9 protein-coding genes are annotated in these 12124 nt (G+C 70.2%); 1 reads left to right on the top strand and 8 read right to left on the bottom strand.

The window, feature by feature from the left end:
• Positions 1 to 5: 5 nt before the first annotated feature.
• The gene (locus tag AB0B97_RS06415) at positions 6 to 2798 is read right to left on the bottom strand and encodes an immune inhibitor A domain-containing protein (RefSeq protein ID WP_357491162.1); all 2793 of its coding nucleotides are present in this window, start codon (positions 2796 to 2798) and stop codon (positions 6 to 8) included.
• Positions 2799 to 3040: 242 nt separating this feature from the next.
• Positions 3041 to 5005, bottom strand: a complete 1965-nt coding sequence (gene acs, locus AB0B97_RS06410; RefSeq protein ID WP_357491160.1) for an acetate--CoA ligase — start codon at positions 5003 to 5005, stop codon at positions 3041 to 3043.
• 376 nt (positions 5006 to 5381) lie between these two features.
• On the opposite strand from acs, the gene AB0B97_RS06405 reads away from it, so the two are divergent.
• Positions 5382 to 6128, top strand: a complete 747-nt coding sequence (locus AB0B97_RS06405; RefSeq protein WP_357491158.1) for an oxidoreductase — start codon at positions 5382 to 5384, stop codon at positions 6126 to 6128.
• A 6-nt stretch (positions 6129 to 6134) separates the two neighbouring features.
• Here AB0B97_RS06405 and AB0B97_RS06400 read toward each other — a convergent pair whose 3' ends face one another.
• The 6 genes from AB0B97_RS06400 to AB0B97_RS06375 all read right to left on the bottom strand — a co-directional run bounded on the left by AB0B97_RS06400 (position 6135) and on the right by AB0B97_RS06375 (position 12005).
• Positions 6135 to 6767, bottom strand: a complete 633-nt coding sequence (locus tag AB0B97_RS06400) for a TetR/AcrR family transcriptional regulator (RefSeq protein WP_234584132.1) — start codon at positions 6765 to 6767, stop codon at positions 6135 to 6137.
• Entirely contained in the window at positions 6662 to 8026 is a 1365-nt protein-coding gene (locus tag AB0B97_RS06395) for a methyltransferase (RefSeq protein ID WP_357491156.1), read from the bottom strand. Before AB0B97_RS06395 ends, AB0B97_RS06400 begins: the two co-directional genes overlap by 106 nt.
• Positions 8023 to 8955 (bottom strand): hypothetical protein, encoded by a 933-nt coding sequence (locus AB0B97_RS06390; protein WP_357491154.1) that lies wholly within the window; start codon positions 8953 to 8955, stop codon positions 8023 to 8025. Before AB0B97_RS06390 ends, AB0B97_RS06395 begins: the two co-directional genes overlap by 4 nt.
• Positions 8956 to 9156: 201 nt before the next feature.
• Positions 9157 to 9960: an HAD-IB family hydrolase gene (locus AB0B97_RS06385; RefSeq protein ID WP_234584135.1), complete on the bottom strand. Its 804-nt coding sequence runs from the start codon at positions 9958 to 9960 to the stop codon at positions 9157 to 9159.
• Between the two features lie 580 nt (positions 9961 to 10540).
• Positions 10541 to 11260, bottom strand: a complete 720-nt coding sequence (locus AB0B97_RS06380; protein WP_357491152.1) for a hypothetical protein — start codon at positions 11258 to 11260, stop codon at positions 10541 to 10543.
• Positions 11261 to 11468: 208 nt separating this feature from the next.
• Positions 11469 to 12005: a hypothetical protein gene (locus AB0B97_RS06375; protein ID WP_234584137.1), complete on the bottom strand. Its 537-nt coding sequence runs from the start codon at positions 12003 to 12005 to the stop codon at positions 11469 to 11471.
• Between the last annotated feature and the right edge of the window lie 119 nt (positions 12006 to 12124).

Below are 12124 nucleotides of genomic sequence, written 5' to 3'. Positions count from 1 at the left end.
AACCGCTACTTCTTCGCCGGGGTGACGTAGATCGTGGCGGACGTGTTGTCCCGCGCGGTCTTACGGATCGTCAACGACACGCCGTTCTGCACGCCCGCGTCGCCGGGGTTACCGGTGCCGAGCACGATCGCGCCGCCGCCCAGCGTCACGCCGTAGAACTCCGGCGCCGGGCTGCCGTCCGGGTTGGTCACCCGGGTGGTGTACGGCGCGTTGCCACGCGAGGGCACCACCACGGAGGCGTCGTTGTCCCGCGCGTACGGTGCCCCGTCGCGCATCTCGATGCCCGGGTACCAGCCCTTGGCGTCGGTGAAGCTCTTCACCGGTGCCTGCGCCTTGAACTTCGTGCAGTACGCGCTGTACGGCTCGTCCGCCGCCTCCAGGCACTCCGTGAAGGGGTACGTCTTCTGGAGCGTGAACGCCGCGTTGGCCGACTGCGGACGGCTGGGCAGGTTGTCCGTCACCGACGGGTCCTTCTCGGCCGCCGTGCCGGTCCGCCGGTACGGGTCGAAGTGCGAGTCCACGATGAGCAGACCGCCCTTCGCGCCGTAGCTGGGCAGCGCGGTCATCTGCCCGGTGACGTGGTTGACGTCGCCGAGCGCGCTGTCCCGATACCACACCAGCATGCCCGGCGCGTTGTAGGAGATCCGGTCGACCTTCCACGCCTCGTGGGAGTAGATGGTGTCGTAGGCGTACTTCAGGCCCTTGTCGAAGCCGTCGAAGTTGCGCCACTCGGCCAGGTAGTACTGCGCGTGCACCTCGGTGCCACCGGAGACCTTCCAGCCCGCGCCGGTGGTGTCCACGAAGGTGCCGCCGGTGGCCGTCCAGCCGTTGGCGCCGCCCTCGACGTCGTCGCTCCAGGTGGTGGCGCCGCCGCCGGTGACCGAGAAGTCGTCGACGAACCAGTTGCGCTCCTCGAACGCCTCATCGGTGGCCAGGCGCAGCCGCACCTGGACGGTCTTGCCCGCGTACGCCGACAGGTCGACGTAGTCGTGGCGCCAGCCGTCGGTGCTGCCGGTCAGGCCGTACTTCTTGCCGCCGAAGTCGTTCATCCGGCCGTTCGGGTCCGGGTAGTTGTCCGGCGTGGTGACCACGGAGCCACCCTCGGCGTACACCTTCTGCTCGGTCCAGGTCGCGCCGCCGTCGGTCGACAGCTCGACGAAGCCGAAGTCCCAGTCCTCCTCGATGATGTAGTTGTTCCACATCCAGAACTTGGCGTCCGCGGCGTTGGGCACGTCGACCGAGCGGCTCAGCTTGACGTCGGCCCAGCTCTGGTCGTTGTTGCTGTGCCACATCTTGGTGCCGCTGTGCGGCGTGGCCAGGACCGTCACCTTGTCCGGCAGGTCGACCTTGATGCCGTCCTCGGCGTCGATAGGCGTACGCGAGGTCTGCCCGAGCTTGACCTCACGCGGGTTGGACCCGGGGCGGATGGTCAACGGGTCGGCCCAGCCGAGCACCCACTTGTCCCAGATGCCCATGTGCGTCGGGAGCGCCTGGAAGATCTCACCCGAGTGCGAACCCGAGGCCATCAGGTCCCAGAAGTCCACGTCGGAGTCGGCGTTGCCGGAGGTGTCGTAGAGGTCCGGCAGACCGAGGTCGTGGCCGAACTCGTGGGCGAAGACACCGACGCCGGCGTCCTCCGGCTGCACGATGTAGTTCGACACCTTCAGGTTGGTGCCCGGGATGCTGTAGCCACCGGGGACCGAGGAGGAGTGCGCCCAGACGGCGTACACGCCCTGGTCGCCGCCGCCGCGCGACTTGCCCTGGCCGGCGTGCACCAGCACCAGGTGGTCGATCACGCCGTCCGGCTCGAAGAGGTTGCCGTCACCGTCGCGGTCGGCCTGGTCCTCCTTGTCGTACTCGGCCCACGGGAAGCTCGGGTCCTTGGCGGCGAGCGCGTCGATCGCGTCGGCCGCCAGCTTGCCCGCGCCAGCCGGGTTGTCCGGGTGGCCGTTCATCGACTGCTCCCGGCCGGGGACCCAGTTGCCGTTCTCGTCCTGGGTGCAGCGGTTGGCCGCGTACCAGCCCTCGGAGTGCGGAACGGTGATCCACGGGCTGGCCTGCCCGTCGACCGTGTACGCGTTCTTGGACATCTCCAGGTACATGTTGTGCATCGTGCGACCGGAGAGGTCGATGCCCTTCTTGCCGTCCGGGCCCTTCAGGTCCTTGCGGACCCGCTCGGTGATGCCCTTCTTGCTGTACAGCATCTTGTCGTAGTGCGACGGCGAGAAGTCCGGCACCCACATCGAGTTGTTGTCCTCGTGCGGCAGCGTCGCCGGGTTCGCGATGGTGTTGTGCTTCGGCCCGTTCTGCACGGTGCCGGGGACACAGGTCCGATCCTCGAACACCGTCTTCGGGACCATCACGTTCGTGAAGTCGTCGTTCGCCTTGTCGTTGAACTCGACAAGCAGCGTCAGCAGCTTCGCCGTCTGCGTGGTCGGCGACTGCTTGATCTGCCGCGGGCTCTTGCCCGTCTTGATCGACTTGGCTTCGATCTGCGCGAGCTGGCGCGCGGTCACCGGGTTGCCCCGCGCGTGCTTCTGGTCGAACGCGCGCGCGGCGTCGACGGCGGGGGTGTAGACGCCACCCTTGCCCTTGACCTCACGGCCGGTGGTGTCCGTCTGCACCTCGGGCTCGGCGTAGTTGATGTAGTACTCGTCAGCCCCGATCACCGCCCGGGGGGTGGTGGACGGCTGCGCCGCCGCACTTCCACTCACGGTCAGTGAGGTGGCCGCGAGGGCGATGACGGGCAGCGCGACGAGTAGTCGTCGACGCGACCCCGGATGGGAGTTTCTGTTCATGCCGCTCCGTTTCTCGGGCATGGGCGGAGGAAGCCGGCCGACTCCGGGCGCGCAGGGGCGCATCGAGGCCCACCGACCTCCGTGAAACTAAATGAGAAACACGCCGAACGGCGGGAACGTGATGGAGGCGTTATTCGTCCAACCTCCGCGGCCGGCGGCACGCGGTGGTCGTACCTCCACAAAAGACGACGGTGGGTGACGGTCCGGACGGACCGTCACCCACCGACGGGGTACGCCTGTCGTCAGTCCTCGTCGGACTTCGTGCCGCTCATCCCGGACGAGATCAGCTCCATCACCGAGGAGTCCTGCAGCGTGGTGACGTCGCCGAGCGACCGGTTCTCGGCCACGTCCCGCAGCAGGCGACGCATGATCTTGCCCGAACGGGTCTTCGGCAGCTCCGGCACCAGCATGATCTGTCGCGGCTTGGCGATCGGGCCGAGCGTCTTCGCCACGTGGTTGCGCAGGTCCGCGATGAGCTGCTCACCTGCCGCGCCGGCGATGTCCGTGCTGCCCCGCGGGATGGCGAACGCGACGATCGCCTGGCCGGTGGTCGGGTCGGTCGCGCCCACCACCGCCGCCTCGGCCACCGACGGGTGCGACACCAGCGCCGACTCGACCTCGGTGGTGGAGATGTTGTGCCCGGACACCAGCATCACGTCGTCGACCCGACCGAGCAGCCAGATGTGCCCGTCGTCGTCCTTCTTCGCCCCGTCGCCGGCGAAGTACATGCCCTCGAACCGTGACCAGTACGTCTCGATGAACCGGTTGTCGTCACCCCAGATGGTGCGCAGCATCGACGGCCACGGCTCGCGCAGCACCAGGTAGCCGCCCCCGCCGTTGGGCACCGACTGGCCCTGGTCGTCCACCACGTCGGCGACGATGCCCGGCAGCGGAGTCATCGCCGAACCCGGCTTCGCCGCCGTCACCCCTGGCAGCGGGGAGATCATGATGGAGCCCGTCTCGGTCTGCCACCAGGTGTCCACGATGGGCAGCTCGCCCCGGCCGACGTGCTGCCTGTACCACATCCACGCCTCGGGGTTGATCGGCTCACCGACGCTGCCCAGGAGCCGCAGCGACGACAGGTCGAAGCCGGCGGGGATGTCCTCGCCCCACTTCATCATCGTCCGGATCAGGGTCGGCGCGGTGTAGAGGATGCTGACCTTGTACCGGTCGACGATCTCCCAGAACCGCCCCTTGTGCGGCGTGTCCGGGGTGCCCTCGTACATGACCTGGGTGGCGCCGTTGGAGAGCGGGCCGTACACGATGTAGGAGTGCCCGGTGACCCAGCCGATGTCGGCGGTGCACCAGTAGACGTCCGTCTCCGGCTTCAGGTCGAAGACCGCGTGCGTGGTGTACGACGCCTGCGTCAGGTAGCCGCCCGTGGTGTGCAGGATGCCCTTCGGCCGGGCCGTGGTGCCGCTCGTGTAGAGAATGAACAGCGGGTGCTCGGCGTCGAACGGCTGCGCCGTGTGCTCGGCCGACGCCGTCTCCACCACCTCGTGCCACCAGTGGTCCTTCTCCGACCAGGCCACGTCCTCGCCGGTACGGCGGACCACCAGCACGTGCTCGATCGACGGGCAGTTCGCCACCGCCTCGTCCACCGTCGGCTTCAACGCCGACGGCTTGCCCCGCCGGTAACCACCGTCGGCGGTGATCACCACCTTGGCGTTGGCGTCCTGGATGCGGTTGCTCAACGAGTCGGCGGAGAACCCACCGAAGACCACGCTGTGCGCCGCGCCGATCCGGGCGCAGGCCAGCATCGCGACCGCCGCCTCCGGGATCATCGGCAGGTAGATCGCCACCCGGTCGCCCGCCGTCACCCCCAGGTCGGTGAGCGCGTTCGCCGCCCGGCAGGTCAGCTCGTGCAGATCGGCGTACGTGAGAGTGCGGGTGTCACCCGGCTCGCCCTCCCAGTGGATCGCCACCTTGTCACCCCGACCGGCCTCGACGTGCCGATCAAGACAGTTGTACGCCACGTTGAGCTGCCCACCGACGAACCACTTCGCGAACGGCGGGTTCGACCAGTCGAGCACCTCGTCCCACTTCTTCGACCAGGCCAGGCGGTCGGCCTGCTTCGCCCAGAAGGCGAGCCGGTCGGCCTGCGCCTCGGCGTACGCGTCGACTGTGACGTTGGCGTGCGCGGCGAGTTCGGCCGGCGGGGGGAACTGGCGCGTCTCGTTCAGCAGATTGGCCAATGCCTCGCTCATGCCGTGACTCCTCGTCCTCGGGTGACCTGCGTCTCGCTGGGCACGAGGGTAGTCGCGGGGTCCCCGACCGGCGACCGCTGCCCACCCCGTCGCGCCGAGCGGCCCCCGCCGCGCGCCCGACGGCCGGCCCTGCCCGTCCCGCCCGGCCCTGCCCGCCCTGCCCGGCCCGGCCGGTCTTGATCGACACGGGTTCGGCGATGTCGCGGTATCCGGACCGGTGGGACACCCCGATATCGCCGATCTCGTGTCGACCTTGCCCAGCGGCGGGACGGGAGCGGCGGGGACGGGAGCGGCGGAACAGGGTCGCCGGGTGGCCGGGGTCGCGTTGCGGGCGGGTGCGGCCCGTCGGGCCGGGCCGGGTCGCTAGCGTGACGGGGTGACCACCGACCCGCTCGCCCCGCTGCTCGCGCTCACCGACGTCGCCGCTGCCGTCGACCGGGCCCGTGAGCGCTTCGACCAGGCGCTCGGGCACCGCGCGCTGCGCCGCAACGGTGGCCAGGTCGCGGCCGAGGTCAGCCTGCGGTCGGCGGTGGCCAGCGCCGCGCTCGAAGGCGCCGTCCACGAGCGTGAGGAGGTCCGGGCCGGCACCGTCACCGACCCGGTGCTCCAGGGGGCGCTGCGGGTCGCCGGGGCGCTGCCCGGCCTGAGTGAACTCTGGCCGAAGGCACCCCGGCAGGCACTCGCCCGGCTGCACGTCCTCGCCGCCCGCGACATCGTGGGCGAGGCCGAGCTGGGCCGACCGGTGCCCGACCCGGTGGTCGCCGCCCGTCTCGACGGGCTCGCCGCTCTGGTGGCCGGCGGCACGAGGGTCTCGCCGCTGGTGCTCGCCGCCGTCGTACACGGGGAGTTGCTGAACCTGCGTCCGTTCGCCGGGCCGTCCGGCGTGGTGGCGCGCGGTGCCGCCCGACTGGTGCTGCTCGCCAGCGGCCTCGACCCGCGCGGCCTGCTCGGCGTCGACGTCGGTCACCGGGAACGGGAGCCCGAGTACGTCGGCTCGGCCGGCGCGTTCGCCACCGGCACCCCGGACGGGTTGCGCTCCTGGCTGCGCCACTACATGGCGGCCGTCGAGGTGGGCGCCGACCAGCTCACCGCCATCGGCGACGAGATCCTCGCGGCCGCCTGAGGTCGTTCAGGCCCGTCGTACCGCCCGGTTGACCTTGGCTTGGAGCGCCCGGCGGGCGATGGGCCCGAGGTCGTCGACGACCTCCAGCAGCAGCGCGAGTTGGTCGAGCGCGGCCATCGCCTGGTCGGCGCCGGCCCGGTCCACCCCGTCGTAGAGTTCCAGCCCGATGAACGCGGCCGAGACCGCACGGGCCAGGCCGGGTACGTCGGCGACCTCGGCGAACGGGGAACCGGCGAGCAGCCTGCGCAGGACTGCCTCGATCTCGTCCACCCACAGTTGGAGCGCACCGGCGGTGGGGGCGGCCATCCGCTGGTCCGCCTGTGCGGCAGCCAGCATCTGGGCCAGGAACGTGACGTTGCCGAGTTGGCGTTCCTCCTCGTGCAGCGCACGCCCGACCGCGAGCAGTTCGCGCAGCGACCCGGCCGAGGCCAGGCGGGCGGACCAGTGCTCGACCCGCTTCGCGGTGCTGTCGCGGCAGGCCGCCGCGAGCAGGTCGTCGACGGTGCCGTAGTGGTAGAAGACCAGGGCCTGGTTCACCCCGGCGGCGGCGGCGATGGTCCGTGCGGAGACGCCGGCGATGCCGTGTTCGCGGATGGCGGCGATGGCGCCGTCAAGGAGACGCTGCTTGGTGTCGGACATGGCGCTCCTCGCGGGCGGGCCGGGTGCGGTGGTGCGATCATCGCATCGGTGACCAGTTGGGCGAGCCAGGCGACGCCCGGTAGCCGGACGGCCCAGCCGACCACCGCCCAACCGAGGTGCACGTGTTCGAGCGCGCGGGCGACGGCGGCCACCCCCCGTTGCGCGTGACCGTCGCCGCCCACGTACTCCGCCCGCCACAACACACGGTCGTGTTCCCGGGCGGGCCGGATGCGCAGCCCCACCGGGTGGCGCCGGGCCAGCATCCGCCAGATCGCCGCGCAGGGTCCGCAGTCGTCGTCCAGCCAGAGCACCGCGGGTGGCCCGGGCGCGTACGGCCGCCACCGGGGCCACCAGTCACGAACCTGCCGCCGGTACGACCGCCAGGAGTCCCCGTACCGGGCTCGCAGGTCGTGTCGCTCGTGCGGCGTCGCGACCGCCGCGCCGAACGCCACCGCCGACACCGCCGCCAGGACGAGCGTGGCGCTGCGCGTCACCGCTGCGGTGAGCAGCAGCAACACCACCGCGCTGAGTTGCATGGGGTTGGCCAGGTAGGCGTACGGGCCGGTGGTGACCAGTCGACGCGGCGGGTCCCACGGGTACGGCGTGCCGCCTCCCCGGGTGACGAACTCCGCGACCGCGGCCAGCGCCGGGGTGGCCGTCAGGAGGGCCAGTTGCGCCAGCACCAGCAACTCGGTGCGGTTCAGCCCGGTCAGTCGGGCCCACGACCCGTCGCCGAGTTCGAAGGCCAGGCTGGGCAGGAACCAGAGGAGCAGCGCGGTGAAGAGCCCTACCTGCAGCAGTGTCCTGGTGCGCAGGCGCCGCCGGTCGGCGCCGGACCGACCGAGCAGTTGGGCGGGTAGGGCCACCAGGAGCAACCCGGCCACCTCCCCGACGAGCCAGTACGGGCCGAGGTGGACAAGCGGGTGCAGCGCCGGCATCGCCACCACGTCGACCCAGAGCAGCAGACCCAGTGCGACAGGCAGGGGCAGCAACCGGCGCAGCAGCACGGGCAGCGGCCCCCAGAGCGCAGCCCAGCCGATCCACAGGTCCACCGGCATCCCCCGGTACGCGCCGTCGACCGGGGCGAACGCGTACCAGCCGGCCGTCCGGGCGACCTCGTGCAGTGCGGCGATGCCGACCCCAGCAGCCACGAACGCCAACAGCGCGGCACCACGGGCGGCGCGGTCCCGCTCCCGCGCGCCGACGGCGAGCACCGCGAGAAGCGGCACCCCCAGGCTCAACCACCTGGCGACTGTCACCCGAGTGCCAGCATGTCGAGCAGGTGGCCGACCCCGGCGCCGAGCAGCGCCTGCTGGATGGGGCCGAAGTACCAGGACGGGTCCAGACCCCGCGTGTAGTCGACCCGGATCTGGACCTCGGTGTGCCCGGCGTCGGTCGCCCGCCAGGTCAACTGTGCGTGCCGCCAGGTGAACCAGCGCGCGGTGATCGAACTGTCCTCGACGAAGCGGAAATCCACACGTCCCGGCGTTACGTTCTCGACCTCGGCGAGCAGATGGCCGCCCGGGCCGTGCGCGCTGCCGTGGTAGCCGAACATCCACCTGTCGCCGGGATCGAGCCCGTCGCCGCTGACCCGCCCGGGTGTGGGCACGCCCAGCAGGCGCAACGGCGCAGACCGTACGGCGGTCGGGCGTGGGCCGGCGGCAAGGCGGTCGGCCACCCGGTCGGCGGGTAGCTCGACGACGCGGGTCACCTCCACCGTCTGCTCCGGACCGAGCCGGGGAGCCATGCCACTGCCCTCCAGACCGGGCAGGAGCAGCAGCGGCACGGCGACGAGCACGTAGGGCCGGTTGGCCTCCCGCAGGGCGCGGATCAGCGCGGTGGTGCCGTGGGCCACCGCGTACACCAGGGGGGCCGCCAGGATGACGCAGATCGCTCCCTCGTGCAGCGCCACCGCCGCCAGCAGCAGGGCCACGGTGGTGGCGGCGAAGACCTGGCCGTGGGCCGTCCGGCGCGGGGTCAGCGCGAGGGCGGCGGCCAGCAGCACCGGGAGCGCCACGAAGAGTACGGCGCTGTCGGCGCGGCCCTCACGCACCACCGCGACGAAGACCACCAGCCCGAAGAGCGTTATCAGGCCGGCCAGAGTCCAGTGGGCGGCGGTGCGCTGTGGTGGTGGTTCGGTGGTGTTGGTCCATCCGGACGGTTCGGGTGTCTCGTCGACGTCGGCCATGCTGATCTCCCCGTTTTAAGCGATCGCTCAAATCCGAGCGTACGACGATTTGAGCGATCGCTCAAGACGTTGCTGAGGGGAGGTGCGAAGGTGGGGCGGGCGGCTGGATCCGTCGATGCGGCGCTCGGCTGTCGGAGAGGCGGCGCCGCCCTGCTGTTGCCGGACCGGTCCTCGGTCTGGCCGGGCTGCTGCCTGAGGTGATCAGGCGGTGGTGGCGGCGCGGGTCCGGCGATGCCTGCCGTACCAGGCGATGCCGATGGCCACCCCGACCCCCACGCCCAGGGCCGCCGCGGCGACCGGAACGGCCGGCCGCTCCCGCAGCCGGCGACCCAGCGGAATCGGGTGCCGGAACTCCAGCACCGGCCAGGCGTTCTCCGAGGCCAGCTTGCGGAGCTGCCGGTCCGGGTTGACCACGCTCGGGTGACCCACGCACTCCAGCAGCGGACGATCGCTGTACGAGTCGGAGTAGGCGTACGAGTCGGCCAGGTCGTAGCCGCGCACGGCGGCCAGCTCGCCAACCGCCTCGACCTTGCTCGGACCGGCCGCGTAGAACTCGACCTCGCCGCTGTACCGGCCGTCCTGCACCGCCATCCGGGTGGCGATCACGTCGGTCACCCCGAGCAGCTCGCCGATCGGCCGGACCATCTCCTCGCCGGACGCGGAGACCAGCACCACGTCCCGCCCGGCTGCCTGGTGCTCCTCGATCAGAGCGGCAGCCTCGGCGTACACATAGGGGTTGATCAGCTCGTGGAGCGTCTCCGCGACGATCTGGCGGACCTGTTCCACCTGCCAGCCCTTGCAGAGCGCGGCCAGGTAGTCCCGTGTTCGGGCCATGGTCTGCTCGTCGGTGCCGCCCAGCCGGAACATCAGCTGCGCGTACGCCGACTTGACCACGTCACGCCGGGTGATCAGCCCATCCCGGTAGAACGGCCGACCAAACGCCAGGGCGCTCGACTTGGCGATGACGGTCTTGTCCAGATCGAAGAAAGCGGCACTTCGGCCCACGGCGCGAAAGTCTAGCCGGATGGTCTATCGTCGGCGGGTGCCCGGGGTCAGGCCACCCCTCGGACCTGCGGGCGGGTGCCTCCAACTCCGCTGGGCGTGACCGTGCTCACACTCCGCGAGGAGATTTTCGCGCTGAGTGGAGTGAACACCACTCGACGTGACGGTTCCGCTCAGGCAGACTTGTCCGCACGACGAGCTCTCACATCCCCGAAACAGACAGACCCTCAGCGGTTGCACCCCCCGTGACCGCTGAGTGGTTCGGCTCGACCCCCCCGGAGCCGAACCGTCGACGACCCCCGTCTCCCCCCGACGGGGGTCGTCCCTTTGCGGGGAGCGCTCCCGCCCTGGTGGAAGCGCCTTTGCCGGCTCGGTCGGGCCCAACGCCGGGCGGAAAGTCAGCGAATCGTCAGGGAACGTCAGCCGGACCCGGTCGGCGTAGTCGTCGGGCGTGTGCGTGTACCGGTCCAGCGTCGTCGACGCCTTCTCGTGGCCCGCCGCCCGCCGCCGGAAGTTCGACCGTCGTTGCGGCCCACCGTGTCGGTGATGAGGGCAGCGTCCGCAAGGACACGGGGCACCGGATTCAGTGGTCATCAGCGGGCCGAATGGCGGCGAGGTTCGTTCCGTCGGTGGTCTTGGCGATGAGTTCCTTGAACCGGACCGGGTCGGATTCAGCGATCGCGCGGGCCGCAGCCACCCCGCGGTGCAGGCTCGCCGGATAGGAGGACTCATCCAGAATGAAGCCTCGGGCCAGCCATTCACGTGTGGCGTCGTGATCGCACTCGACGAAGGCGGTGAGACAGGCTGCGCGGTACCACCCGCGCAGGTCAGCAACCTCATCATCGTGGGCTTGGCTACCCGTTGTTGGCTGTCCGCCAGTCAGCGCTTGAGGCGACTCGTACACGAGCACGGCCTGCGACCAATACCAGGCGCGGACTGCGCAGACGCGTTGCAGTAGCGGGCCGGACGTGACGACCGAGATGAGGTACTCCTGGACCCGGCGACGGCCGACCGCCGTCAACACCGGTTCGATGAGTTGACGATTGGCGGCCACATCTTCGTCGCAGACCACTGCGGCCAGGACTCGGCTAGCCAGGGTGGCGGCCAGGTCAGGACGTTCTCGAAGAACGCAGGCAAGCTGCCAGCGCTTGCCGTTCCTCCGGTGGTAGCGACGGAACGACTCGTTGCTGGCGAACCTCGGCTGCAGTTCGGGCTCTACCCAGGCTGAGTCCAGCTCGGCTAGGAGGTCATCAAGCTGCCGCTCGAACTCGTCAGCCAGGTCGCCGTCCACCCATGCGTCCATGTCGACATCATCTGCGCCGACCCCCTCCGTCATCGACTGGCCGAACGGATCTTGTAAAGGGCGCGGGACGCAAGTGGTCAAGCATGTCCGGTGACCGGACCACGTCCGCAAGGACACCACTGCCGAAACACCCGGACGAGTGCGGACGCGATGCACAGAGCTTGTAAGCGAGACGTCGGGTGACTGTCGTTGCCCGCCGACGGAGCGCTCACCGCAGCTCCGTCTGAGTAGCCCGGTCGGCTTCCAAGTCATCGTCATGCAAAACCGCCTCTGGGTCTTCTGCGCCGAGTTGGGCGCGGACCGCGCGGTAGAACTCTTGGAGAGCGTCGTTGAGGCGAGCTGTTGGCGACTTGGAGGGGTACTCCGCTGCCCGAGGGTCACGGCCGTCCTCGGCCTGAACGCGCACAGCATAGGCATGGCGAGTTACTACCCGTGCTGCAGTCTGGACCCTCTTGTTGCCCAGTAGCCGAAGCTGCTCGCAGGCTACCCGCATCCCCTGGTGCGCTTCGTCTAGCGCCTTCCGGTGACTGTTCTCATCCTCGCTACGCGAGGGATGCTCTGCCAGGTGGCGCAGGGTGCGCGCCGAAGCGACGAAGGCGCCGCTTCGCTCAAAGAGCGCGCTGTCCCAGCGAGCCCGGACCTCGGCGGCCATCCGCTGGTTGTTCGTCCTCACCACGACATAGGCCGCGACGGACGCCGAGATTAGGCCGCCGACGAACGACAGGACGACGGTCAGCCATTGCATCCACCGAGTGTCGCTTCGATCACGCATGAAATCTAGACAGAGGCAGCGACGAGGCAGCGGACCATCCGTTGTGGAGCACCGCCAGCCGTCACCTGACGATCCTCCCTACCTGCCAGTCG

The sequence above is a fragment of the Micromonospora sp. NPDC049004 genome, from assembly GCF_040649315.1.
GTDB lineage: Bacteria > Actinomycetota > Actinomycetes > Mycobacteriales > Micromonosporaceae > Micromonospora.
The sequence above is the reverse complement of the archived record's forward strand: the minus strand, read 5'-3'. Positions and strand labels throughout refer to the sequence as shown.